The following is a 24,806-nucleotide window of genomic DNA, read 5'->3' as shown; positions in this document are numbered from 1 at the left end:
CTAATAAATAGTCCACACCAGGATGTGTGCATCTAGTCAAAACCTAACGAGCATCAAATAAAAAAAAGACGCTTCCAATACCTATTGAAAGCGTCCAAAGATACTCTTTAAAGCACGCGACCCAACATAGCGGATATACAACGCCTAGTGACTAATCATCCACGGCCGTGCAGAGGGAAACATTTTCTCTCCATTTGCGGTGTACATTAATTTTGATTTCCCTGGCTTGCGTTTATCGCAACCACAGCCATTTTTATGGTGATGATCTTGCTGCCGCCGATCTACCGTTGAAAATTCCGGCTGATGCTGTGATTTTTCATTAGTGCTTTCGGCCTTTCGTTTATGCGGATCCATACCCAAAAATTCGGGGGCTACCATAATAACCCGGCCTGATAGCCCCTTGCAGGTGGGGCATGCCGCCGGCTTTGCTGCATCGTTGAGTGTTGCGAGTTCGTGGAAGACTCCGTGCTCAGCACACTTGTAATCATAAACAGGCATAGAAACTACCTCACTAATTATTCATTACGGTTCGATTACACCCGCCCTAGTACGTCCCTGTGCATAGAACGCGGGTTTCGATTAGTCCAAATCAGGCGCGAGAGGAACATCAACGGAGCCATCCAGCTCTTTGGTTGGCCCATCAGCCCCGGGCTGAATATCGAAGTCAAATATTTCTGTGGGCACCCATACTGTGGCGCAGGCATTGGGTATATCTACCACCCCGCTGATATGCCCTTGCACCGGCGCGGTCCCCAATATAGTGTAGGCCTGCGCTTTTGAGTAACCGAATTTACTCATGTATTCAATTGCATTCAGGCAGGCCTGACGATACGCAATGTGTACATCCAGATAGTGCTGTTTGCCCTGCTCATCAACAGAAATACCCTCGAAGATAAGGTAGTCATTGTAGGTTGGGGTAATAGGGCTTGGTTTAAAAATGGGGTTCTTGACTCCGTATTTGGCGATACCGTCTTTTATCAGATTCACGCGCATGTGAATCCACCCGGCCATTTCGATAGCACCACAGAAAGTGATTTCCCCGTCACCCTGGCTGAAGTGCAGGTCGCCCACACTTAGGCCACCGTCTTTAACGTACACAGGGAAATAGACCTTCGACCCCCGCGACAAATCTTTGATATCGCAGTTGCCCCCGTGCTCCCGAGGGGGTACGGTTCGCGCAGCTTCCGCTGCGGCTTCTTTGGCTTCCTCCGACTTCATAGTGCCCATGTGTGCGGTGTCCGCATAGGGCAGCGTAGCGAGTGCCGGCATACGGTCTGGCTCGGTATCGTAGAGTTCTTTTTCGCGGGTGTTCCATTCCTCTAACATTTCTTTTGAAGGGAGACAGCCAATTAAACCCGGATGAACCAATCCGGCGAACTCAACACTCGGTATGTGCCGAGAGCTAGTGAACATTCCGCTTATGTCCCAAATAGATTTTTGCGCTTCGGGGAAGTGTTCGGTTAAAAACCCACCACCATTCTTTTTCGAGAAAAATCCGTTAAATCCCCATTCGCTTTCGCGAAATGTGCCAATATCAAGAATATCCACTACAAGTAAATCGCCTGGCTCTGCGCCTTCCACACCCACAGGCCCAGAAAGAAAATGTACCTGGGTTAAATCCACATCACGCACATCGGAAGCATCGTCATTATCTTTAATCTGGCCTCCTGTCCAATCGTGGCACTCCACAATAAAGTCATCCCCAGGTTTAACCATCGCACACATCGGTATATCCGGATGCCAACGGTTGTGGATCTTCTCGTTGTCGTAAGGGGAAGAATTCAAATCAATTTTGATTATCGTTTCGGTCATGGTGTACTCCAGTTATCGATTGATAAAAATGCAATATTATTAACGCCGCTTAGAGGCCCATTTACACAGACAAATAGGCCGCTATTTTTTTTTCGTCGACCGAAGCTCGGTCTTCTTCACGAACAATTTCCCCTTTCTCAATTACAAATATTCGATCAGCAATATCCAAAGCAAAACTAAGCACCTGTTCGGAAACAATAATCGACAAGCCAATTTCATCACGAATACGTTTCAGGTTTCTGGCCATATCGTGAATAATTGAAGGCTGAATACCTTCTGTTGGCTCATCCAAAAGCAATAAATCTGGCTTACTTGCTAGAGCCCTAGCAATGGCCAACTGCTGCTGCTGTCCGCCCGACAAGTTGCCGCCACGACGAAACTTCATCTCTTTTAGAACCGGAAATAATTCGTACAAATACTCTGGAATATCTTTGTCTTTTACGCTTGTAAGGCCGGTTTTAATATTTTCGCTGACCGTCATCGTAGAAAAAATCATTCGCCCCTGTGGAACAAAAGCAACTCCTGAGGCTACCCGTTCATAGCTTTTCAAGCCTTCCAAGTTTTTCCCTCCAAGCTTAATCTCACCCGAAACACTTGGAATCATGCCTATAAGCGATTTCATTAATGTTGTCTTTCCCATGCCATTGCGACCCACTATGGCGACAATTTCGTTTTTCTTTATATCGAAATTCATCTTGCTAATAACTTCACTCTGCCCGTAACCAACCGTATGATCTAAAACTTCAAACATGTGCTCATCCTCGCTGCTGTCTCACTACATTAATGTCCGAGATACACTTCAATAACCTTTGGATCTTTTTTAACACGATCCATAGAACCTTCTGACAACACTTTACCTTGATGCATTACCGTTACTCGGTGAGCGATATCTTCAACAAATTGCATATCGTGCTCGATTACTATCACTGAGCGGTCCTTGATGATACGGTTAAGTAGATCGGCCGTTTGCTTTCGCTCAGCCACAGACATACCAGCTACAGGCTCGTCCAGCATTAGCAGGTCAGGTTTCTGGATCAACAACATACCAATTTCTAACCACTGTTTTTGCCCATGGCTTAAAAGTCCCGCTGTGTTGTTTAGATGTTCAGACAAAAATATAGTTTCGGCCACTTCCTCTACAGAGGCCGTCACTTCGGCATCGCGTTTGAAAGCTAGAGCACCAAAAACGGTGTGTCCACGAGGGAAAGAGATTTCTAAGTTTTCAAATACCGTGAGATCTTCATAAATCGACGGGTTCTGGAATTTACGCCCAATGCCAGCATGAACAATGGCATGTTCTGACATTTTCGTAAGCTCTTTCCCTCGGAACTTAATAGACCCGTCTGTAGCTTTCGTTTTCCCGCAAATCAAATCTAAAACCGTAGTTTTTCCCGCACCGTTGGGCCCAATAATAACTCGAATTTCGTTTTCCTCAACGTAGAAGGAGAGATCATTTACGGCTTTAAATCCATCAAAAGAAACGGTTAAATCCTCCACAGACAAGACAAAATCATTTTCTTTTTTCATTTTACCCTCCTACTCTATTGCGCCTAACTGCTCAGACTTTACAGCACGTGAATTTTCATAATCATCACGTATCTTTTTCATGGCTTTCTGTATGCGAGGCTCTATATGCATTTTGTAAACACCTGCTAGGCCCGATGGAAATGCCATCACCACTCCAATAAACAATGCTCCCATTGCGAACAACCAAAGTTCTGGTAAAGATTCAGAGAAAGTTGTCTTCGCCCAGTTAACCAGCAGAGTTCCATAGACCGCCCCAATAATTGAATGGCGGCCACCCACCGCACAGAAAATCACCATCTCGATGGACGGTACTATGCCGACAAATGATGGCGACATGAAACCCACCTGTAGTGTGAACATAGCGCCGCCAATAGCCGAAAACGCCGCGCCTAAACAAAAAACAAATATTTTGAAATCGGAAACATCGTAACCGGTAAACCGCACGCGATCTTCGCGCTCACGCATCGCCAGCAAAATACGGCCCAATTTGCTCTTGCGCACAAACTGCGCGCACAGCAAGCAGGCAAACAGCAAAATCCCATTAACAAAATAGAGAATATATTTCGCCGAATCACTGCGAATATCCCACTCGAGTAAGGTGCGCAAATCCGTGATGCCATTAACACCACCCGTGTAACCTTGTTGACCAATAATCAGAATGGTTAGAATTGAAGCCACTGCCTGAGTAATAATTGCAAAATAGACACCTCCCACACGGCGCTTAAACATGGCCACACCAACGATATAGGCAAAAATAGACGGCACTACTATCACTGCAATTACTGCAAAAGAGAAACTGTGGAAGGGTTCCCAGAACCAAGGCAACTCTGTTAGTTGATTCCAGTCCATGAAATCTGGAATACCTGGTGTAGATTGGATAGCCGTAGCCTCGGGCGTCGAGGCTTCTAGCTTTAAAAACATCGCCATACAATATCCACCAAGACCGAAAAAAATACCCTGTCCCAGACTGAGAATACCCCCGTAACCCCAGCATAAAACTAGGCCCACTGCGACAAATGCATAGGTCAAATATTTTCCTACAAGATTTAATCGAAAAATATCCATTGCCAGAGGCATTACGACGAAAATAATGACTGCCAAAACTATAAAACCCACCAAATCCTGTTTTGGCATAAAGGCCGTTACTGCTTTAATCGACATAGTCCAGCTCTCCGTTCAGTGGCGAATTTTCAATGCAAACAAACCTTGGGGGCGCAACATCAGAATGCCAACCACCACCAACAGCGTTAATACTTTCGCCATTGATCCACTCAGAAAGAATTCCATACTAGACTGCGCCTGAGAAATGGTGAATGCCGAAGCAATTGTGCCCAGCAAACTCTGTGCGCCACCAAAAACTACAACCAAAAAAGTATCAACAATATAGAGCTGACCGGCTGTTGGCCCTGTAGAGCCGATCATAGTAAAGGCAGAGCCTGCGACCCCAGCGATACCGCAACCAAGTGCAAAGGTTACTCGATCAGATTTTTCGGTATTGATGCCCACTGCGCCGGCCATAGGCCGGTTTTGCACTACAGCACGAACCTGCACCCCCCAATTCGATTTAAACATCAACAAATACACGCTCACGGAAATGACCAGCGTTAAAGCCATTACAAACAAACCGTTTATGGGTATGTCGATGACATCAGTAAGGGGGATGGATCCCATTAGCCAATCTGGCAGACTAACCCCCACCTCCCGCGCGCCAAATACCGTACGATAAAATTGCTGTAATATCAGGCTTAAACCCCAGGTTGCCAATAAGGTATCGAGAGGTCTTTTGTATAGGTGTCGAATCATCGCCCACTCTACAAATGCACCTAGCCCTCCGGCGACAAAAAAGGCCACAATCATTGCCAAGAAAAAGTACATGCTGAACAGAGCCGGCATGTATTCAGAAAACAAATTGGAAATTAGGTAAGTAACATATGCACCGAGAATCATAAACTCTCCATGCGCCATATTGATAACACCCATCTGTCCAAAGATAATGGCTAAGCCAAGTGCCATTAATACGAATACCGAAAACAAGATAAGGCCGGCAAACCCTTGCATGGCAAATATCGACATCAATTCTGCCGTAGAATACTCAGAGAACATGCGCTGCTCCTCTCGCTAGCTTCCGGTTTTACACCCTAATACATGTATAAAATCGATTGTGATTACAGGTATTTCAAACGAGTGGAGCCCTCTACAAACCCCACGCGCTTTTAAGATTTTCCGGCTTATTGATAACCTTTTGGAAAGGGGTCTGGTTCCATTAGTTCGTCGGTTTCATATACCACCTTGTATTGACCATCGGGTTGCGCAAGACCTACACGAGTTTTGGACCAGAGGTGGTGATTGGGGTGAATTTTCACGTAACCCTCTGGTGCGGTTGTTAGCTCAATACCCGGAGATGCGGCCCGAATTTTGTCAATATCAAATGAACCCGCTTTTTCAACTGCGGCCTTCCACAACCATGGTCCCAGGTAGGCGGCTTGGGTTACATCACCAATAACAATATCTTCTCCCCACATTTCTTTAAACGCCTTTACAAACGCCTTATTGTTTGGGTTATCTAGGCTCTGAAAATATTTCATCGCCGCATAAGCACCTTCAATATTTTCCCCACCTATACCTCTAATCTCGTCTTCGGTAACAGAGATAGTAAGTAGTGCGGGCTTCTCTTTTGTCATATCAATTCCCGCCGCCTTTAACTGCTTGTAAAAAGCGACATTTGAACCACCAACGACAATTGCGTATATAACATCCGGCTTTTTCAATTTCATTTTATTGATTACAGAATTGAATTGCGTGTGACCTAGAGGGTAGTATTCCTCCCCCACCACCTTTAATCCAATCTTCTCGATATGCTTTCGAGCAATCTTGTTAGATGTTCTCGGCCATATATAGTCGGAACCCAGCAAAAAGAATTTCTTCGCACCTTTTTCTTTTACAACCCAGTCGATACCCGCAATAATTTGCTGTGTAGCTTCCTGGCCTGTGTAAATCACATTGGGCGATTGCTCCAACCCCTCATAAAAAGTCGGGTAATACAGCATGCCGTTGTACTGCTCGAATACGGGTAGTACCGCTTTACGCGAGGCCGATGTCCAACACCCAAATACGGCGGCCACCCTATCTTTTACTAAAAGCTTTTTCGATTTCTCGGCAAAGGTTGGCCAGTCACTTGCGCCATCCTCCTGAATAAACTTAATTTTTCGACCGAGTACGCCGCCCGTGGCATTGATTTGCTCAATGGCCAACTTTTCTGCCTGTACCGATCCGGTTTCACTGATAGACATGGTGCCGGTAACTGAGTGCAATATACCAACCGTCACTTCAGTATCGGTTACCGCTAAACCCGTGGTATTGACTGCAGCCACCGATGGGTTTGTCGCTAGTAATAACGCAACAGCGCCCACACCCAACGCGGCCGAGAAATTTCGACGCAGCATACGCGCGACTCTGTTTTTGGAAAGATAGTGAGTACTCATAGTGTCTTCTCGCTTTTAGGGGGTGATCCACACTTGGATCGCAGATGAATGTCTTACAGCACGAATTATCTGGGAAATCCACCACGAACCCTATTCGCCAACCTACGCACACACCTACGTCATTTAACGCATATCAGCGCTATTCATCAGGGTGTTACGGTCACCCGTATGCAACAAACGATATGAATAAGTGTGCGGCTCGATGTTTGCAGCCCGACAGGCACGACGGTTTCTTTTCTTGCTACAAGGGCGATTGGGGGTGCCTTTCCAGAAAAATTGGCGTCAACATGGTGCATGCGCACTAAATTGGTATTTAAATGTGAGCAGTAAGAAATGAATCCCACCCAAGAAATATTTCGCGTTCGAAGAAAATACAATCAGTGGGTGAACAACCAAACATTGGAAGACTATGCTTTGCGCTTTACAGCAAAGAGCGCACGACGCTGGAGCGCTTCACGCGTAGCCGTTACTGCGCTGGGTGCAATTTCGTTTCTTGCACTGGAGGCTATTGGTGGGGCCATAACTCTTAGCTATGGTTTTAACAACGCTGCGGTTGCTATTCTTGTGGTTGGCTTTCTTATTCTTCTTGCGGGCATCCCCATTTGCTATTACGCCGCCCGTTATGGGGTGGATATTGACTTACTCACCCGCGGCGCAGGTTTCGGCTATATCGGTTCAACCGCCACCTCGTTAATTTACGCCTCTTTTACTTTTATTTTTTTTGCGCTTGAAGCCGCAATTATGGCAATGGCGCTAGAGCTGCTGTTTTCCATACCTCTGGCGATAGGGTATATATTGTGCTCACTAGTGGCCTTGCCTCTTGTTATCCATGGCATTACACTTATCAGCCGTTTCCAGGTTTGGACACAGCCTTTGTGGGTAGTTCTTCAACTGACCCCGTTTGTTTTTCTATTTATTCAAGAAACTTCAATTATTAACCGTTGGACAGAATTTCCAGGCCTAGATCAGCACGCGGTAAACAACAGCAATAATGTGAATATTATTTACTTTGGCGCAGCCTCAGCGGTAATGTTTTCACTCATAGCTCAAATTGGCGAACAGGTAGACTACCTTCGCTTTCTGCCACCAAAAACAAAGAAAAACCGTGTCCGCTGGTGGGTCGCGCTCCTATCGGCGGGCCCCGCATGGATTATCGTTGGAATATTGAAAATATTCGCCGGATCGCTGTTAGCTGTTCTTGCACTGGAATACGGTGCAAGTCCGCAGCATGCGTCTGACCCCACACGTATGTATATAATGGCATTCAGCTACGTTGTTAAAAACCCCGACACGGCTTTGCTACTAGCTGGCATTTTTGTTATTTTGTCTCAACTAAAAATTAATGTCACAAATGCCTACGCAGGCTCTATTGCTTGGTCCAACTTCTTCTCACGATTAACTCACAGTCATCCCGGTCGCGTTGTGTGGCTTTTTTTTAATGTGACCATCGCATTACTACTAATGGAATTGGGCGTTTATCACGCGTTCGAAAATACTTTAGGTGTATATGCGATCGTCGCCGTTGCCTGGGTAGGTGCACTGGTAGCCGATTTAATCGTAAATAAACCTCTGGGTTTAAGTCCACGCTCCATAGAATTTAGGCGAGCTTATCTTCACGACATTAACCCGGTCGGCGTTGGTTCAATGTTTGTCGCATCATTGGTGGGCATATTGTGCTACCTTGATTTATTCGGCGAATCTGCCAAGGCCCTAGCCCACTTTATTTCGCTGGGTACTGCCTTTTTTCTTGCGCCCGCTATTGCCGTCATTACACGTAGTAAATTCTATATTGCCCGCGATCATATAGAACTCATCGACACGATAGATTCCGCGCAGCAATCCTCCAGCTGCTGTATTTGTCAGAACAGTTATGAACTGGAAGACATTGCCCAATGTCCTGCCTACTCTGGCCCTATCTGTTCACTTTGTTGCTCACTTGATTCACGTTGTAATGACTTATGTAAGCCAGTGAAAAAACTGCCCGACATGATTGTTGAATTCTTCAATAGTTTCCTCCCCAAAAAATTGACCGCATACCTCAGTTCACGACTGGTACATTTCGGGCTTCTGCTTATGCTAATTGCAGGGATAACGGGCATTCTACTTACGCTCGTTTACAGTAATAGCATCGTCGGCATCGCCGAAACCGATCAGCTGATGGAAACCATGCTATGGAAAGTATTTTTTATTCTGATGATAGTCGCCGGCGTAATTACTTGGCTATACGTATTGGCCCACGAAAGTCGATTGGTCGCCCAAGACGAATCTCAACGTCAGAATCGGCTGCTTCGCGACGAAATCGTAGCACACGAAAAAACCGACCTCGAATTACAAGCGGCTAAAGAAAAGGCCGAAGCGGCGAACAGCGCCAAGAGCCGCTATCTTAGTGGTATAAGCCACGAACTACGTTCCCCGCTAAACTCCATTCTGGGCTATGCGCAACTTTTGGAAAATGACCAAACCGTAAGCGAAGAAAAACGCTATCAGTTGTCGGTTATTCGGCGTAGCGGCGAACACCTGTCCGATTTAATTGAGGGCCTGCTGGATATTTCTAAAATAGAAGCAGGAAGGCTAGATATCCATCGTGACCAAGTGCGCATAGCAGACCTGATGGACCAAGTCGTTTATATGTTTCAACTACAAGCCGAAAAAAAGGGGCTTTCGTTTAAATACAATCAAATCACACCATTACCAGAATACGTTACCACCGACGAAAAACGCTTACGCCAGATTCTTATCAACCTAATATCCAATGCTATCAAATTTACGCAGCATGGCCATGTACACGTCTCATTGAAGTACCGCACCCAGGTTGCCGAGTTTACGATTAGCGATTCTGGTGTTGGTATTCCGGAAGAGGAACTTGAACGCATTTTCAAGCCCTTTGAACGCGTGCGTCGACCAGGAGTACCGATAGTGCCGGGCACCGGTTTAGGTCTAACAATTTCACGCTTGCTTGTTGATATTATGGGCGGAGATATTGAGGTTAAGAACAATCCTGAAGGTGGGTGTACTTTTAAAGTCTGGCTTATGCTTTCTCAAGTAGTCAAAGCCCATAGCGCACAACTGGCCAATCATCGGGTTTACGGATACAAGGGCGCCCGAAAGACTATCCTAGTAGTCGATGACGATGCCTCTCATCGCGGGCTGCTCAGTGACATGCTGTCACCCCTCGGGTTTATTGTTCTAGAATCACCCAGCGCCGAAGCCTGCCTAAAAACGTGTAACGATTCCCTGCCCGATATCTTCCTGCTAGATATTTCTATGCCCACAATCAGTGGTTTGGAACTCGCCGAACAACTGCGTGCGCGTCAATACAATGTGCCCATCGTAATGATATCTGCCGTTGTACGCGAAAATAACGATAAGAAACCGAGCGCCGATGCCCCTAAAGTGCCATACAGCGATTACCTAGTAAAACCTATAAAAATGCAGGGCCTGCTTGACAAACTCTGCTTGCATTTAAAGTTGCAATGGGACTATCAGCCACTAGTTTCCACCCCAAATTTTCAACATCAATCTTTAGCACTGAGGTGCAGCGCAGATCAGCTACCCGATAACGAAATTGTTGAGAAATTTTCTAGACTTGCCGAAATAGGTAACTTGTCAGGGCTAAAAAAATTGATTGGCGACATTGAGGAGAAACAACTGGCAAGTAAGGCATTCATCCAGCATCTTAAACAACTTATTTACGGTGTTCAATTTGACGCAATTATAGCGCTGAAGTATCAGCCAAACACTCTAAAAGAAGTTCCACAGGTCTTAGGTCAATGAACGTCACAAAGGACAGTCCACTGGTATTGGTTGTTGATGATTCACCGGAAACCGTCGGCATGCTAAACGATACACTTGAACGTGCTGGCATGTCGACACTGGTAGCACTGGAAGGTGACCAGGCAATTAGAATTGCACGGCGCATGAACCCCGACATTATTTTACTTGATGCGGTAATGCCAGAAATAGATGGCTTTGAGGTCTGCCGCACGCTAAAAGCGGACAGAGAACTACAAGCCATTCCGGTTATATTTATGACTGGTCTGAAAGAATCAGAAAACGTCCTAAAAGGTTTCGAATGTGGAGGTACGGATTATATAACCAAACCCATCGTTACCAACGAACTAATTGCGCGAATTCGCGTACATCTAGCGAATTCGCGCCTAACCCGCAGTGCACAAACCGCATTAGACACTGCGGGCCAATGCGTGTTCGCCGTAAACAATCGCGGCCAACTCCTATGGACCACACCTCAGGTTCATAAAATTTTCGACGCTGCCGACAACAATAACTGGCTCAAGCAAGAACTTGAGCATGAATTGGTAGTTTGGCTACAGCATAATCCCAATATTGGTATGGGCATAGACCTAGAGTTTCCAAACAGATCAATAAGATTAGTATACGTTGGCAATAGCGGCCCCGATGAAGTCTTGCTGCGTATCATCGACAAAAGTAAACCGAACGAAATCCTGATGTTGTGCGAAAATTTCAACCTCACGGCTCGCGAATCGGAGGTTCTCCGCTGGCTCACTCACGGTAAAACTAACCGCGACATAGGGCTGATACTAGGCACTAGCCCACGCACGGTAAACAAGCACCTAGAGCAGGTATACAAAAAATTAGAAGTGGACAATAGAACCGCTGCGGCAGCTAAAGTCTTGCATTCATTGGAGCGGTAGCCGTTAGGTTTGGAAAGCTCGGCAAATATCAAATAATGTAACGGGCAAAAAATAGAATAGCCTCCCTCTATTACCGGTAGATTCAGCGAACAACGCAGCGTCAAAAACAATTATTTACTCAGCTTTTTTACCCAACGCCCACTTATACAATTTGTTCTTTTTTATCCCTGTTAATTTAGAGGCAAGCGCGGCAGCCTGCTTAACCGGTAATTCTGCCATTAATACCTGCATGGTATGTTGCACCTCGGGTTCTAGTGCCTCGTCATTTTGTTCCGGCGCCACATAACCCTGAACCATTACCACCATTTCTCCACGCAGCTGGTTTGCATCGGCTGCCATCATCCCTTGTAATTCCGAGAAGGTAGCCGAGAGGAAGGTCTCGTAGGCTTTGGTAATTTCACGTGCAAGCACTACCTGACGGTCGCACCCAAATACCTGTGCCATGGCTTGCAGAGACTCGACAATACGGTGAGGTGATTCATAGAACACTAGCGTGCGGGTATCGGTCGCCAGCGCTTCTAGGCGCGTGTTACGCCCGACATTTTTTGCAGGTAGAAATCCTTCAAAGGAAAAGCGGTCTGAGGGTAAGCCCGCTGCACTTAAAGCCGCAACAAGTGCACAGGCACCCGGAATGGGCACGACTGCGATACCTTTTTCACGCGCCAGCTTCACCAACCGGTATCCGGGGTCGGAGATTAGAGGTGTACCCGCATCAGAAATCAGCGCTATGCTCTCACCCTTGCTCAACCTGTCTAGCAAGCGTAATGTCTGGCTCTCGTTACTGTGGTCGTGATAGGCGATCAGGGGTGTAGTAATACCAAAATGCTGAGTAAGCTTGGCGCTGTGTCTAGTATCTTCTGCCGCTATAATGTCTGCCTTTTGTAAGGTAGCCAGGGCCCGCTGGGTGATATCATCAAGATTGCCTATGGGAGTTGCGACTATGTATAGCGCGTTCATGCTGCTCATTTGTTATATTTCGGCCTTTAGGCTAATGCGTTGGGGGAATCTGTGTTCAGGCTTTTTGTTTTGAGATCTATATTGTCTGTCAAATTAATGGGCCTAGGCCTAGTACTGTGTGGCGCACTCACACTTAGCGGCTGCGGCCCGGCCTCGGTGAAGGAGGATACGGCAGAAACAACTACAGCACTCTCAACCGAAGATATTAGCAAGCTTCTGACCGAAGCCGAGAGCACAGTGGGGGAAGAACGCGCAGCGCTACTACTGGAGGCATCGGCCTCCATGTACCTAACGGACGAACTCGACTGGGCACGCAATACGCTTGCTACACTTTTCGCCAGCGGCCTAAACGATAGACATTATTTCACATACTCGCTGCTGTCGGCACAGGTTGCTTTAGCCGAGGGCGAACACTTTGTCTCCAAACGCTACCTGTGGCAACCCCGTTTTATCGACATTCTTGCCACTATTGAACCTGAGCGACAAATTATTGCACGGGAGCTACGTGCAAATCTCCTCTGTGACTTGGCCGAATTTCGCGATTGTGTAGCAGAACGACTCGCAATCGACGCTGTGTTCGAACGCCATAACCTCGCTCAGCAGGAAGCACGAGACTTGAATCAGGACTTAATCTGGCTGGCACTTATGGAGCTACCCCACCAAGATCTGCAGATGGAAGCACAAATGCAGAGCAACCCATTGGAGCAGGGTTGGTACACCCTAGCGGCACTCAGTAAAAACAACCAAACCAATATGCGTCTGCAATTGCAAAGCGTGGAAGACTGGGCCCTGCGCTGGCCAGAACACCCCGCGAGCTTGCGCTTGCCGGCCGATTTACAACTGCTTAAACAGCTCGTAGAAGAGCAAGCTACTCAAGTCGCCGTACTTCTACCCACCAGCGGAAAGCTGGCCAAGCCATCACAAGCCATACGCGATGGTTTAATGGCCGCGTTTTACCGCCTATCCGAAAGTGACGATCAAGTACCCAACCTGCGCTTTTACGACACCAATGACCGTGATATCAACATCCTTTACGATCAGGCAATACTGGAAGGCGCCCAGGCTGTAATAGGCCCCTTAGATAAAGCCCAAATCGACGAACTGGCGCTGCGCGAGCAATTACCTGTGCCCACTCTGGCTCTCAACTACGCTGAAAATCCAGTGGGAATTACTGCCCAATTGTTTCAGTTTGGTCTAGGTGTGGAGGATGAAGCCTCTCAAGTCGCCGAACGCGCTTGGCGCGACGGTCACCGCAGGGCGATGATCCTGGCCCCCGCCAGTAGCTGGGGCGATCGTGCAGCGGCTACATTTACCGCTAGCTGGGAAGCAAACGGCGGGCGATTAGTCGGTGATTTCCGTTTTAAAGGTATAGGAAACTATTCCAACCTTGTTCGCGATGCCATGAGTGTGGAGGCTAGCCAACAACGCGCGCGCCGTATACGACAAATTCTTGGGCAAAAAGTCGAATCCGAACCCCGTCCCCGCAAAGACGTAGACCTTATATTTTTAGTTGCTCACCCTACCCAAGCACGGCAGATAAAACCCATTCTCGCCTTTCACTACGCCGGTCAGATTCCTGTATATTCCACCAGCCACATTTATAACGGTGAAATAGACAGCAACGCCGACCGAGACATGAACGGCATTCGCTTTGCCACTCTGCCTTGGTTTTTTAACGCGCAGCTACCCGAAAAACAGTCTATCGATAGTTTTGCCAACGGCGCGTCATCTTATCAACCCCTATACGCCCTCGGCGTTGATGCCTTTCAACTGTACCCTCGTCTACGCCAATTGGTGCAAGTCCGCAACGCTCATTACTACGGCAACACCGGCAAACTCAGCTTAGACGACCAACAGCGCGTTATTCGCGAACAAACCTGGGCACAATTTATACGCGGCAGAGCCTACCCCATGCCCACCGTTCTCAGTGCTGATGACACTTAAGCTTTTTACCCGAAAGCAAAAGTCATCTGGTGACGCTGCCGAGGATGCGGCGCTCACCTACCTGAAAAAGCAGGGATTGACACTGGTTTGTCGCAACTATCGCTGTAAAACCGGCGAAATCGACCTTATTCTTAAGCACGCTGAAACATTGGTTTTTGTCGAGGTGCGCATGCGCAAGTCCGATGCTTTTGGTAGCGCCGTCGAAACAGTAACAAAGAGCAAACAGAAAAAAGTGGTAAGTGCTGCGCAAACCTATCTACTAGAAAAAGGTCATTCTGCTAATATGCCGTTGCGCTTTGATGTTGTAGGGATAGACGGCCACGAAATGTCCTGGATTCAAGACGCATTCTAATCTCACTCCCAGTAGCGCAACTTAATGAACCAACGTATATATAATTTATTCCAGAGCAGTGTCGAAGCCAAAATGCAGGTGGGAGAAGAGCTCGCCCCCATGATCGAGCAGGCCAGCGACATTATGGTAAACGCCCTTCTCAACGATAAAAAAATTATGATATGCGGCAATGGCACCTCGTCTGCGCTCGCCCAAATTTTCACCTCTTCACTACTCGACCGTTACGAGAAAGAGCGCCCCAGCTTACCGGCCATATGGCTAGGCAGCGCGGTTTCCACTTATACCGCCATTGCCGCCGACTACAATTACGCCGAAATTTACGCCAAACCTATTCGTGCCCTCGGCCACGAGGGTGACATTCTGGTTAGTCTGAGCACCAGCGGTAATTCGAGCAACCTGATTGCAGCCGTTTCCGCTGCCCACGATCGAAATATGCAGGTTGTCGCGCTTACTGGGCGCGACGGTGGGGATATTTCTGCACTACTTGATGTCAACGATATAGAGATTTGTGCCGCAATAAATTCCCGTGGTCGTATACACGAAATTCACTTGCTCACTATCTTTTGCCTTTGCGACTTAATTGATAACAAGCTGTTCGGGATTGAATAAATGAAAAAGCTGTTGGTATTACTTACCCTTGCCACGCTGCCGGCAATTATCTCTGGGTGCGTTTCCATTGTAGATGCTACCACCAACGGGCCAATTAACACTGACCCAGGGAAGCGCTCTATGGGAGACAAAATTGACGACTCCAGCTTGAGCACCATTGTCGCGGTTAATATTCGTAAAGCCAGCCCAGAGCTCGATAAAGCCCACATAAATGTGTACAGCTTTAACCAGATAGTTTTGCTAACAGGAGAAGTACCCACAAAAGAGGGCTACGAACTGGCAGGGAAAACAGCGCGCAAAGTAGCGCGAGTACGACAGGTTTACAACGAACTGCAGGCGCGGGAAAAATCCGATTTTTTCTCCCGCACCAACGACGAATACCTAGAACTGAAGATCAACAGTAAACTTATGTCCCACCGCGATATTGACGCGAGTAGAGTCAAGGTGATTGTAGAAGATGAAATTGTGTTTCTAATGGGGATAATGACACTGGTACAAGCGGACAAAATGACAGATGTTGTTGCCAGCACCAGCGGCATTAAAAAAGTTATACGCGCCATTGAGTACATCGAGTAAGCAGTCCGGTTTAGATCATTTCTACACCAACCGCTATTCCTTCACCTCCACCAATACACAAAGTGGCAACACCGCGTTTTTTTCCGTAGGTCTGCAGTGCGCCTAGCAGAGTAACCAATACTCGCGCGCCCGAAGCGCCTAATGGGTGCCCCAAAGCGCAGGCACCGCCGTGAACATTAACCTTGCGGCTATCCAGCCCCAACTCTTCCATCGCAGCCATTGTTACAACCGCAAAGGCTTCATTAACTTCAAACAAGTCGATATCGGCAACCGACCAATTATTTTTCTCCAACAGTTTTTTCACCGCCCCAACCGGTGCTGTGGTGAACCACTCGGGATCTTGCGCATGCTCACTGCAACCCACAATACGCGCAATGGGTTGAAGCTTTTTCGCCAGCGCGTCGGATTCACGCATTAACACCAGCGCCGCTGCACCGTCGGAAATAGAACTAGAGTTAGCCGCCGTAACCGTTCCATCTTTTTTAAATGCCGGCCGCAGGCTAGGGATTTTGTCCGGCCGCGCATTGCCGGGCTGCTCGTCAACGGTAATAATGGTTTCGCCCCTGCGAGTTTTTACCGTAACCGGTGTTATTTCCCGCTCAAACTTACCTTCAGCAATGGCCTTACTTGCACGAGTGAGCGACTCAATGGCAAAAGCATCTTGCGCCTCTCGGGTAAAACCGTATTTTTCAGCTGTTGCTTCAGCGTAGTTGCCCATTAAGTCATTACTGTAGGCATCCTGTAACCCGTCTAGGAACATATGGTCGTATATCTCGCCGTGCCCAAGCCGATAACCTCCGCGGGCTCTGTCGAGCATATAGGGTGCACGCGTCATATTTTCCATTCCGCCGGCAACAATCACATTAACATACCCCGACTGCAGCGCATTGTGCGCCATAATCACGGTTTTCAGCCCCGACCCACACACTTTATTCAAAGTGGTAGTGGGAGTTTTACGCGCAACCCCCGCGGCAAGCGATGCCTGCCTTGCGGGAGCCTGCCCCAATCCTGCTGAGAGCACGCACCCCATTAGCACCTCATCAACTTGGTCGGCCTGCATCCCCGCGTTTTGGATAGCGCCAGCAATGGCTGAACCACCCAGTTCGGGAGCCGAAACGTCTGAAAATGCTCCCTGCATACCACCCATTGCCGTTCTTGCGAAACCAACAACTACGATAGCCTCACTCATGGTAAAGCCTCCCTATGAGTATTTAGTCAACGTAAACCGAAAAACTACAAAACACAGCAGTTCCAAACACGGTTTATAACCCCTCGGAACCTCTAGCATACACCCAAGGTTTACCAAGTTATTTGTCAAATGAAGTACAACCATAAATATTGGCATACAATGCAACTTAATGGTGTAATCGGGCCGGTCAACCCTAAAGCCGATAACCCGCACGCAGCGTGAGAAGCCTAGCATTCGTATAATGTATTCTGCGACACAGCCAAATGTATGACGTTACTTGGCATTCACTCGTGTGCTCGCTAGACTGGGGCCAACTAAAATGCAGGAGCGCTATTTATGTCCGTATCCACCATTGTCACACTGGTAATTCTCGCTGGTATTGTTTTTTACGTTATTTCGATTTACAACAAACTGGTGAGCTTTAAAAATCGATATCAAAACGCTTTTGCACAGATCGAAACGCAGTTAAAACGTCGCTACGACCTTATCCCCAATCTCGTTGAGGTCGCTAAAGGCTACCTTTCTCACGAGCGGGAAACGCTGGAAGCGGTTATTTCTGCTCGCAATACAGCTCTCGCTGGCCTAAAAGCTGCTTCCCAAAACCCCGGTGACGCCGCCGCCATGCAAGAGCTCGCCGGTGCAGAGGGTATGCTCAGCAGCGCCATGGGACGCCTGAATGTGGTTATGGAGGCCTACCCCGATTTAAAAGCCAGCGCCAACATGGCACAACTGACAGAGGAACTAACCTCTACCGAAAATCGTGTAGCTTTCGCTCGCCAGGCCTTCAACGATTCTGTGACCGAATACAACACCTTTCGACAGAGCTTTCCGCCGGTGTTTTTCGCCAACATGTTTGGCCACCCAAAAGATGCTGAGCTATTGGAATTTGAAGACAGCGCAGCGATTCAAGCTGCCCCAAAAGTTTCATTTTAAGTATTATTAGCCTGTGAACTTTTTCAAGCATCAAGATACCGCCAAGCATAAAACAACACTGCTGGTGGTATTACTCAGCCTCGCTGTACTCAGCCTTGTCGCCATCACCATTGCAGCCATAGGCCTATTTCTCTATTACGTTGGTCTCCACAGCACCAGTGTATCGGCGGTTCAAGCCCAACAGCTGTCACTGCCGGAACATATGCTTCAATTTGTACAAACCAAGCTAGCCCTCTGGGTCTCGCTTGGTGTGGTGTTCGTCGTAGGCATGGGAACGGTTTTCAAATATGTCCAACTTAGCGGCGGTGGCCGCAAAGTTGCCGAAGCTTTGGGTGGAAAACTGCTTAACTACGATGGCGCAGAGGGCGAAGAAGCCAAGGTACTGAATATTGTAGAAGAAATGGCTATCGCTTCCGGGAACCCGGTGCCGCCGGTTTACATTATAGAAGACAACGGTATCAATGCATTCGCCGCCGGTTTATCCCGGCGTGACGCGGTGATTGGCGTAACACGTGGTTGTGTCAATTTATTGAACCGCGACGAACTGCAAGGCGTCATAGCTCACGAGTTTAGCCACATCCATAACGGTGATATGCGCCTGAATATGCGCCTGATCGCAATACTACACGGCATATTGGTAATAGGCTTACTTGGCTATTTTATTCTGCGTGGGTCCGGCGGTTATCACTATGGCTACGGATATAGACGACGTTATTCCGGCGGCTCAAACTCTAAAAGTCGCGGCGCGCAAATGGGGCTGGGTTTCGCCCTTGTCGCCATCGGTTTTGGCGGCACTTTTTTCGGCAATATTATAAAGGCGGCCGTTAGCCGACAACGTGAATTCTTAGCCGATGCGTCTGCCGTGCAATTCACACGAAACCCCGAAGGCATTGGCAATGCCCTGAAAAAAATTGGCGGCTTTGACCAGGGCTCTCTCATTTCCAACGGAGCGGCGTCACAGTTCAGCCATATGTTTTTTGGCCAGGGTATCAAAACATCGTTTAACGCGCTGATGGCCACCCACCCGCCGTTGCACGAACGCATAAGAAAAGTCCTACCCAACTGGAACGGTGGCTATATTCACGCTGAGCAGGCCCTCCCCTCTAGCCTTAAAACACACTCCACAAACGCAACAAACATCCCTGGCGCGTCAGCATTTGCCGCCGCAGGCTCTGTCAGCCTCAACGCTAGCAGTATCGAAACCATTGGCGAACCACAACAGAACCACCTTGAACATGCTCACGCGCTGCTCGCATCAATTCCCCAAACCCTGCGCGATGCCGCACACCAACCCTTTAGCGCACGCGCGCTCATATACTGCTTACTTTTAGATTCGCAAAAAGAAATACGCACAATTCAAGCGCGCGCGCTAAAAGATGCGGCACACCCCGCAACATTTAAGGTGATGCAGAACTTATATCGCGACGTAAACCAACTTCCACGTGAGCACCACATTGCGTTAATCGAAATGAGCATTCCCGCGCTAAAATTATTATCGGCAGGCCAATATCAAGTGTTTAAAAACAACTTGTCAGCGCTAATCAAAGCCGATAATCAGGTCAGCCTTTTCGAGTGGTGTGTATACCGTATTGTTACGCAAAATTCAGAAGCCAGGGTTACCGAATCTAAATACCGCTTACGCGACTTACCCCAAGAAATAAGCTTGCTGTTTAGCTTGGTAGTACAGGCAGGGAAAAGCCGTTCGCCCGGCGGCGCCTTTCAAAAGGGCATTGAAAACCTCGGTTTTAAAGGTGTGAAATTTACGCTTTCCGCCAGCGGTTTTGCGTTCCCAGAAATTGATACAGCCATTGAAAAGCTATCAAACCTGAAAGTGCTGCAAAAGCCAGTGTTGCTCAAGGCGTTGGTAGAAGTGATTAATGCCGATAGCGTTGTAACACCGGTAGAAGCCGAACTGTTCAGGGCAATAGCCGATTCTCTCGACTGCCCGGTACCGCCATTGAACTTAAGCTGAGGGGATTTAAACTGAGCTGCGTAACGGGCCTAGGCTACTAGCGGCCTCGGCTGCGATTGACTCAGCCTCTCGGCGTGATTCAATAAATGTTTGCTGGATAATCAGTGCGTCGCTACTGGCTCTATGACGAAGCACACCCATATTCCTTTGTACTTGCTGTTTTGTGTCGTCCCAGCACATTAGCTGCTGCTCCGTTGCAATCCCTTCAATGGGGCTAAGCCTAAACGTCGGTACCATCGCCGCGGCATGGTACAAGGTAATCAACCAAGGTTGATCTTGGGTCCATCCGTCACTATAAACCGTACTCTCTTTCAATAATGCATTGAGGTCGGTACAGACCTGCGCCACCGGTTTCCCTAATTCCACCAATGTACTGCGGTCTATCCCATGTAACTGATGCGCGTCTTTACTCCAGTGGTGCCATTCGCGATGGGGGCAAATCAGCGCGCAATAGCGTTCGCCGGAGCTAACAACAACTCCCACTTCAATGGGGTAGCTTTCGACACCAAAGCCAGATGCTTCAAAATCTAGGATCGAGGGAAACCCTAGGGATCTACGTTTTGCATCCGACATAATCAATTCATCCAAAACTTTAAACTCACCCATTTCCATAAAAAATATACGGGAACTCACATGGCAAGTATAGGTAAAGACAAACAAAAAACGGCGCTACTGCGCCGTTTTCAGATTTAATTGCGGGGAAAAAGCCGTTTAGTCAATATACACGGGGCCAATACCCATTCCCCAAACCAAAACCGTACCAATCATGGCTGATACCATTAACACCAAACCCACCGTGATAACGGATGAGGAATACATGAAAGCCCGGTTTTTATCAATATTCATGAGAATTGGCATACCTTCATAAATCAAATATACCGCATAGCTGCCAGCGGCAATCATTGCCAGCGTATTCACCCAAATAGAAGGGACAACTAGAAACAGTCCCGCTAGAAACATTGGCGTTGTGGCACATACAGCCAGTGCCGTACCCGCGTGGTGACGACGCTCTTCTGACTCCGCGACACCGTAGGTTCGGGACATCCAGTTTGCGAACTCACCAAGAACAAACACCCCAACCAATAGCGCCACATAGGTGAGTGCGCATAAAGACAGTGCCGAATTTGTAGACAGACGAGTAACATTATCGCCAACGACCCAACCAACCTGTGTAACACCGTAAAAGGCAGATAGCGAAGGAATAAGAGCCAGAAACGGTACGTGACTCAGGAAGACCTGCTTGAATGAACTTTTATCGTCTCTAACCGAAACCCATTCAGCCGACGGGTTTGTCATTATGCCAAAGGCGTGCTGCAAAAGTGCCATGAGACCTCCTCTCAATCATTATAATTTTTTATGGGCGCACCCTAATTGTATGGGAAGCACCCGAGGAGTGAAGACCCTTTACAGACCATATTAAGAATTATTCGAAATATGAAAGTTAAAAGTCCATCGCTTTTGAAATCAATCGCCGTGTTTCCGTGGAGTTTTAGGGAAACTGCGGAGGCCTACTTAACCACTCTAAGGCTTGGGCGGCGCTGACTGGTACCGTTATCTTCGCCATCGGGCGATTTAGGGTCTGGCTCTTCGGGTGTAGTCTCGCTATCGAACATCATGCCCTGTCCGTTTTCACGGGCATATATACCCAAAACAGCATGGCAAGGTACGTAGATATCGGTAGGAATGCCGCCAAAGCGCGCATTAAAGACCACAGCCTTGTTCCCAACCTCCAGGCTAGCAACGGCTCTGGGGGCAATGTTCAACACAATTTGACCTTCTTTGTTCACGTACTTTTGAGGTACTTCAACTCCGCCAGCAAGAGCGTTTACAACAACATGAGGTGTGTAATCGTTATCTACGATCCACTCATATAACGCGCGTATAAGATAGGGCCTACTCGAAGTCATCGCCATTGGCGTAGCTCTGTATATTATTTCGCTGATGAGACTCCAAGGCGGAGCATCTTAAGTGTAGGGAGGCATCGCCTCCCTGTTCAGAAACGCAGTTATATTAACCAAATTCCGGGCGCATTTCGCGCTCATATTCAGTCAAACTTTCCTGGAAAGATTCTCTGCGGAACATGCGATCCATGTATTCCAGTAAAGGCACGACCTGACGCGTTTTGGGCAATTGAACACCGTAGGCGTCCAAACGCCAAAGGATTGGAGCCAGGCAGCAATCGACGAGAGTGAATTCCTCGCTCATAAAAAAGGGCTTTTCACCAAAAATGGGGGCAATCGCCACCAAGCTGTCTTTAAGCTCCTTGGCTGCAGTAGCACTGGCCTCTTTACTGGAGGGTTTAGCTAAAGTTGCAACAAGCGGGCACCAATCATTCTCTATGCGATGAATAAACTGACGACTTTCGGCCCTGGCTACCGGGTACACAGGCAGCAGCGGAGGGTGAGGAAAACGCTCATCTAAATATTCCATCATCACACTGGTTTCGTAGAGCGTTAACTCACGATCGACCAGTGTTGGTAAAGAATTGTAGGGATTAATCTCACTGAGTTCCGTGGGAATATCGGCTGGATCGACTTCGACAACATCAACCGTAACCCCCTTCTCAGCCAGCACAATACGTACTCGATGGCTGTAGTGATCTTTACCGTCAGAAAAGTAGGTCATGGATGAGCGCTTGGTTACAACTCCCATTTTTTATCCCCGAAATCTATTAACTCAAAAATTAACCCCGAAGCAAACAAACCCCCGAGGTACAAAAACAGCTTATTTAATGCACATCTTTCCAGTATTCACGGTTCAGTAGCAACGTAAACACTAGCAGTACAGCAAGGAAAAGAAAGACATAAATACCCACTCGCTTACGCGAGTCGGCCACAGGCTCAGACATGTAAGTCATGAAGTTCACAAGATCATGCACAGCCGTGTCGTACTCTGCGGGTGTCATACGGCCTTTCACGTCACCTATTTTGAGTCTGCCGCAAGAGGTCATCAGCGGCTCACCCATCGCGTTGCGCTCGACATGGCCATGGCTATCTAACTTTTCGCCAGCAGCGCACTCAGGCAAACCCTGAAGCTCTAGCAGTACGTGAGGCATGCCCACGCTCTCGAAGACCTTGTTGTTCACACCGGTTGGACGGCTATCGTCTTGGTAGAAACTGCGCAAAAAAGTATGCACCCACTCAGGTGAACGCGCTCGCGTTACCAGCGTGAGGTCTGGCGGTGTAGCGCCCAGCCACTCTTTCGATTTTGCCTGCGCCATGGAAATACTCATTAGCTCACCAATCTTTTGATCGGTAAGCACTAAATTTTCAAGCATCAAATCATGTGGAATTTCCAGATCATCGGCTACCCGCTCATAGCGCGAGTAGGATGCGGAGTGACAGCCCATGCAGTAGTTCACAAACAGCTTGGCTCCGCTCTGCAGCGACTCTTTGTCGCTCAGATCTGCCTCAAAATGGTCGCAAGGTACTGCTCCACATGCACCGCCAGTAGCACCAACGGCCTTAATGGGAACAACAACCAACACAAGGAAAAGTGCCAGGCCGCCTAAAACTAGGGGCATCCCCAAACCTTTCTTCTGAACGCGCTCGGGCTCTGGAAGAGTTTTCTCCATTTTGGTCCAAAACGGCAATCCGATGAAATACAAGAAGTAAACAACGGTACAAATTTGAGCCAAAGCCGTTCGAGCGGGTGAAGGTGAATTAAGCCCAAGATAGCCAAGCACAACAAACGCTGCAGCAAACACTATCAATGCAACACGACTGAAATTGCCTTTGTAGCGGATAGATTTAACCGGACTGCGATCCAACCAAGGAAGGAAGAACAGCACAACAATAGCCAGCGCCATGGTAATAAAGCCGAGAAGCTTGGCGGTAAAAACCCCACCCAAATCAAAGGTAACGGCTCGCAAAATGGCATAGAACGGCGTGAAGTACCATACAGGTGCAATATGCTCTGGCGTTTTCAGGGAGTTAGCCTGTTCAAAGTTAGCGTGCTCAAGAAAGAAACCATTCAACTCGGGAGCAAAGAAAAGAATGCCACAGAAAGCAAACAGGAAGACGGTAATACCCACCAGATCGTGAACGGTATAGTAAGGGTGGAAAGGTACACCATCTAAGGGAACACCGTTTTCGTCTTTGTGCTTTTTAATTTCAACGCCGTCTGGATTGTTGGAACCTACTTCGTGTAGAGCTAGAAGGTGCAACACCACCAGCGCCAGCAGCACAATAGGAACAGCCACAACATGCAAAGCAAAGAAGCGGTTAAGGGTAGCACCAGAAATAAGGTAGTCCCCTCGAATCCACTGAACAAGGTCTTCACCAACCCAAGGAATGGCACCAAACAGGTTCACAATAACCTGCGCACCCCAGTAGGACATTTGTCCCCAAGGCAGTACATAACCAAGGAACGCTTCGGCCATAAGGGCAACGTAAATCACCATACCGAAGATCCACACCAGTTCGCGTGGATTTTTATAGGACCCATACATGAGGCCACGAAACATATGCAGGTATACAACCAAGAAGAACGCAGAGGCACCCGTTGAATGCATATAGCGGATTAACCAACCGTAGGGCACATCGCGCATAATGTACTCAACCGAGGCGAATGCACCTTCAGCTGTTGGTGTGTAGCTCATAGTAAGCCACACCCCCGTAAGTAGCTGGTTCACCAGAATCAGCAGAGAAATTACACCAAAGAAATACCAGAAGTTGAAGTTCTTGGGTGCATAGTATTTACCCATATGGGTATCCCATGCGCGCTGCACGGGTAAGCGAGCATCAATCCAGTTCCACAAGCCAGTCAGCCAGTTAATCAT

At 47.9% G+C, this 24,806-nt stretch carries 22 protein-coding genes; 8 read left to right on the top strand and 14 right to left on the bottom strand.

Annotation, left to right across the window (positions count from 1 at the left end; translation table 11 throughout):
• Window positions 1–144: 144 nt before the first annotated feature.
• The 7 genes from H5336_RS14970 to urtA form a co-directional block, all read right to left on the bottom strand.
• Window positions 145–498 carry an FmdB family zinc ribbon protein gene (locus H5336_RS14970; protein ID WP_185235064.1) on the bottom strand — a complete coding sequence of 118 codons (354 nt, stop codon included), beginning with the start codon at window positions 496–498 and terminating at the stop codon, window positions 145–147.
• Between the two features lie 81 nt (window positions 499–579).
• A complete protein-coding gene (gene fmdA / locus H5336_RS14965) occupies window positions 580–1,812 on the bottom strand; it encodes a formamidase (protein WP_185235063.1) in 1,233 nt (410 codons plus the stop codon).
• Window positions 1,813–1,873: 61 nt separating this feature from the next.
• Window positions 1,874–2,563 carry an urea ABC transporter ATP-binding subunit UrtE gene (gene urtE, locus H5336_RS14960; protein WP_185235062.1) on the bottom strand — a complete coding sequence of 230 codons (690 nt, stop codon included), beginning with the start codon at window positions 2,561–2,563 and terminating at the stop codon, window positions 1,874–1,876.
• Between the two features lie 29 nt (window positions 2,564–2,592).
• Window positions 2,593–3,339: an urea ABC transporter ATP-binding protein UrtD gene (gene urtD / locus H5336_RS14955; RefSeq protein WP_185235061.1), complete on the bottom strand. Its 747-nt coding sequence runs from the start codon at window positions 3,337–3,339 to the stop codon at window positions 2,593–2,595.
• A gap of 9 nt (window positions 3,340–3,348) precedes the next feature.
• Window positions 3,349–4,500 carry an urea ABC transporter permease subunit UrtC gene (gene urtC / locus H5336_RS14950; RefSeq protein ID WP_185235060.1) on the bottom strand — a complete coding sequence of 384 codons (1,152 nt, stop codon included), beginning with the start codon at window positions 4,498–4,500 and terminating at the stop codon, window positions 3,349–3,351.
• Between the two features lie 15 nt (window positions 4,501–4,515).
• Window positions 4,516–5,442 carry an urea ABC transporter permease subunit UrtB gene (gene urtB, locus H5336_RS14945; protein ID WP_185235059.1) on the bottom strand — a complete coding sequence of 309 codons (927 nt, stop codon included), beginning with the start codon at window positions 5,440–5,442 and terminating at the stop codon, window positions 4,516–4,518.
• 125 nt (window positions 5,443–5,567) lie between these two features.
• The gene (gene urtA / locus H5336_RS14940; RefSeq protein ID WP_185235058.1) at window positions 5,568–6,821 is read right to left on the bottom strand and encodes an urea ABC transporter substrate-binding protein; all 1,254 of its coding nucleotides are present in this window, start codon (window positions 6,819–6,821) and stop codon (window positions 5,568–5,570) included.
• A gap of 333 nt (window positions 6,822–7,154) precedes the next feature.
• Between urtA and H5336_RS14935 the strand changes: the two genes are divergently transcribed.
• Together H5336_RS14935 and H5336_RS14930 are read left to right on the top strand one after the other, a co-directional pair.
• Window positions 7,155–10,595, top strand: a complete 3,441-nt coding sequence (locus tag H5336_RS14935; RefSeq protein WP_185235057.1) for a hybrid sensor histidine kinase/response regulator — start codon at window positions 7,155–7,157, stop codon at window positions 10,593–10,595.
• Window positions 10,592–11,494 (top strand): DNA-binding response regulator, encoded by a 903-nt coding sequence (locus tag H5336_RS14930; protein ID WP_185235056.1) that lies wholly within the window; start codon window positions 10,592–10,594, stop codon window positions 11,492–11,494. The genes H5336_RS14935 and H5336_RS14930 overlap by 4 nt, the downstream gene beginning before the upstream one ends.
• A gap of 114 nt (window positions 11,495–11,608) precedes the next feature.
• Here H5336_RS14930 and rsmI read toward each other — a convergent pair whose 3' ends face one another.
• Window positions 11,609–12,460: a 16S rRNA (cytidine(1402)-2'-O)-methyltransferase gene (gene rsmI, locus H5336_RS14925; protein WP_185235055.1), complete on the bottom strand. Its 852-nt coding sequence runs from the start codon at window positions 12,458–12,460 to the stop codon at window positions 11,609–11,611.
• A gap of 72 nt (window positions 12,461–12,532) precedes the next feature.
• Between rsmI and H5336_RS14920 the strand changes: the two genes are divergently transcribed.
• The 4 genes from H5336_RS14920 to H5336_RS14905 are packed head-to-tail and all read left to right on the top strand — an operon-like array spanning window position 12,533 to window position 15,932.
• Window positions 12,533–14,395: a penicillin-binding protein activator gene (locus H5336_RS14920; RefSeq protein ID WP_246439105.1), complete on the top strand. Its 1,863-nt coding sequence runs from the start codon at window positions 12,533–12,535 to the stop codon at window positions 14,393–14,395.
• Window positions 14,385–14,747, top strand: coding sequence for a YraN family protein (locus H5336_RS14915; RefSeq protein ID WP_185235054.1), 363 nt, complete (start codon window positions 14,385–14,387; stop codon window positions 14,745–14,747). The genes H5336_RS14920 and H5336_RS14915 overlap by 11 nt, the downstream gene beginning before the upstream one ends.
• 24 nt (window positions 14,748–14,771) lie before the next feature.
• Entirely contained in the window at window positions 14,772–15,356 is a 585-nt protein-coding gene (locus tag H5336_RS14910; RefSeq protein WP_185235053.1) for an SIS domain-containing protein, read from the top strand.
• Complete coding sequence (locus tag H5336_RS14905; RefSeq protein WP_185235052.1) at window positions 15,357–15,932, top strand: BON domain-containing protein; 576 nt, start codon at window positions 15,357–15,359, stop codon at window positions 15,930–15,932.
• A 10-nt stretch (window positions 15,933–15,942) separates the two neighbouring features.
• On the opposite strand, the gene H5336_RS14900 is transcribed toward H5336_RS14905, so the two are convergent.
• The gene (locus H5336_RS14900; RefSeq protein ID WP_185235051.1) at window positions 15,943–17,121 is read right to left on the bottom strand and encodes an acetyl-CoA C-acyltransferase; all 1,179 of its coding nucleotides are present in this window, start codon (window positions 17,119–17,121) and stop codon (window positions 15,943–15,945) included.
• Window positions 17,122–17,457: 336 nt separating this feature from the next.
• Here H5336_RS14900 and H5336_RS14895 point away from each other — a divergent pair, with 336 nt between their 5' ends.
• Window positions 17,458–18,054: a LemA family protein gene (locus H5336_RS14895; protein WP_185235050.1), complete on the top strand. Its 597-nt coding sequence runs from the start codon at window positions 17,458–17,460 to the stop codon at window positions 18,052–18,054.
• A 13-nt stretch (window positions 18,055–18,067) separates the two neighbouring features.
• Window positions 18,068–20,026, top strand: a complete 1,959-nt coding sequence (locus tag H5336_RS14890; protein ID WP_185235049.1) for a M48 family metallopeptidase — start codon at window positions 18,068–18,070, stop codon at window positions 20,024–20,026.
• Between the two features lie 6 nt (window positions 20,027–20,032).
• Here H5336_RS14890 and H5336_RS14885 read toward each other — a convergent pair whose 3' ends face one another.
• The 5 genes from H5336_RS14885 to H5336_RS14865 all read right to left on the bottom strand — a co-directional run bounded on the left by H5336_RS14885 (window position 20,033) and on the right by H5336_RS14865 (window position 24,806).
• Window positions 20,033–20,599, bottom strand: coding sequence for a 3'-5' exonuclease family protein (locus tag H5336_RS14885; protein WP_185235048.1), 567 nt, complete (start codon window positions 20,597–20,599; stop codon window positions 20,033–20,035).
• Window positions 20,600–20,737: 138 nt separating this feature from the next.
• Window positions 20,738–21,352, bottom strand: a complete 615-nt coding sequence (locus H5336_RS14880) for a Yip1 family protein (RefSeq protein WP_185235047.1) — start codon at window positions 21,350–21,352, stop codon at window positions 20,738–20,740.
• Between the two features lie 182 nt (window positions 21,353–21,534).
• On the bottom strand, window positions 21,535–21,939 hold the full coding sequence (locus tag H5336_RS14875; RefSeq protein WP_185235046.1) for a ClpXP protease specificity-enhancing factor: 405 nt from the start codon (window positions 21,937–21,939) through the stop codon (window positions 21,535–21,537).
• 97 nt (window positions 21,940–22,036) lie between these two features.
• Window positions 22,037–22,678, bottom strand: coding sequence for a glutathione S-transferase N-terminal domain-containing protein (locus tag H5336_RS14870; RefSeq protein ID WP_185235045.1), 642 nt, complete (start codon window positions 22,676–22,678; stop codon window positions 22,037–22,039).
• A 76-nt stretch (window positions 22,679–22,754) separates the two neighbouring features.
• Window positions 22,755–24,806, bottom strand: a complete 2,052-nt coding sequence (locus H5336_RS14865; protein ID WP_185235044.1) for a ubiquinol-cytochrome c reductase — start codon at window positions 24,804–24,806, stop codon at window positions 22,755–22,757.

This window comes from Teredinibacter franksiae, from assembly GCF_014218805.1.
Classification (GTDB): Bacteria; Pseudomonadota; Gammaproteobacteria; order Pseudomonadales; family Cellvibrionaceae; genus Teredinibacter; species Teredinibacter franksiae.
Note: the sequence above shows the minus strand (reverse complement) of the source record. Positions and strands in the feature narration are given on the sequence as shown.

What these genes read in the sequence shown, in the direction of transcription:
- H5336_RS14915 (WP_185235054.1), top strand. Translation starts at nt 14,385, where the DNA reads ATGACACTTAAGCTTTTTACCCGAAAGCAAAAGTCATCTGGTGACGCT.
- H5336_RS14875 (WP_185235046.1), bottom strand. Translation starts at nt 21,939, where the DNA reads ATGGCGATGACTTCGAGTAGGCCCTATCTTATACGCGCGTTATATGAG.
- H5336_RS14865 (WP_185235044.1), bottom strand. Translation starts at nt 24,806, where the DNA reads ATGATTAACTGGCTGACTGGCTTGTGGAACTGGATTGATGCTCGCTTA.
- H5336_RS14970 (WP_185235064.1), bottom strand. Translation starts at nt 498, where the DNA reads ATGCCTGTTTATGATTACAAGTGTGCTGAGCACGGAGTCTTCCACGAA.
- H5336_RS14900 (WP_185235051.1), bottom strand. Translation starts at nt 17,121, where the DNA reads ATGAGTGAGGCTATCGTAGTTGTTGGTTTCGCAAGAACGGCAATGGGT.
- fmdA (WP_185235063.1), bottom strand. Translation starts at nt 1,812, where the DNA reads ATGACCGAAACGATAATCAAAATTGATTTGAATTCTTCCCCTTACGAC.
- H5336_RS14870 (WP_185235045.1), bottom strand. Translation starts at nt 22,678, where the DNA reads ATGGGAGTTGTAACCAAGCGCTCATCCATGACCTACTTTTCTGACGGT.
- urtB (WP_185235059.1), bottom strand. Translation starts at nt 5,442, where the DNA reads ATGTTCTCTGAGTATTCTACGGCAGAATTGATGTCGATATTTGCCATG.
- rsmI (WP_185235055.1), bottom strand. Translation starts at nt 12,460, where the DNA reads ATGAGCAGCATGAACGCGCTATACATAGTCGCAACTCCCATAGGCAAT.
- H5336_RS14930 (WP_185235056.1), top strand. Translation starts at nt 10,592, where the DNA reads ATGAACGTCACAAAGGACAGTCCACTGGTATTGGTTGTTGATGATTCA.
- urtD (WP_185235061.1), bottom strand. Translation starts at nt 3,339, where the DNA reads ATGAAAAAAGAAAATGATTTTGTCTTGTCTGTGGAGGATTTAACCGTT.
- H5336_RS14905 (WP_185235052.1), top strand. Translation starts at nt 15,357, where the DNA reads ATGAAAAAGCTGTTGGTATTACTTACCCTTGCCACGCTGCCGGCAATT.
- urtE (WP_185235062.1), bottom strand. Translation starts at nt 2,563, where the DNA reads ATGTTTGAAGTTTTAGATCATACGGTTGGTTACGGGCAGAGTGAAGTT.
- H5336_RS14910 (WP_185235053.1), top strand. Translation starts at nt 14,772, where the DNA reads ATGAACCAACGTATATATAATTTATTCCAGAGCAGTGTCGAAGCCAAA.
- H5336_RS14935 (WP_185235057.1), top strand. Translation starts at nt 7,155, where the DNA reads ATGAATCCCACCCAAGAAATATTTCGCGTTCGAAGAAAATACAATCAG.
- urtA (WP_185235058.1), bottom strand. Translation starts at nt 6,821, where the DNA reads ATGAGTACTCACTATCTTTCCAAAAACAGAGTCGCGCGTATGCTGCGT.
- H5336_RS14880 (WP_185235047.1), bottom strand. Translation starts at nt 21,352, where the DNA reads ATGGCACTTTTGCAGCACGCCTTTGGCATAATGACAAACCCGTCGGCT.
- H5336_RS14885 (WP_185235048.1), bottom strand. Translation starts at nt 20,599, where the DNA reads ATGTCGGATGCAAAACGTAGATCCCTAGGGTTTCCCTCGATCCTAGAT.
- H5336_RS14895 (WP_185235050.1), top strand. Translation starts at nt 17,458, where the DNA reads ATGTCCGTATCCACCATTGTCACACTGGTAATTCTCGCTGGTATTGTT.
- urtC (WP_185235060.1), bottom strand. Translation starts at nt 4,500, where the DNA reads ATGTCGATTAAAGCAGTAACGGCCTTTATGCCAAAACAGGATTTGGTG.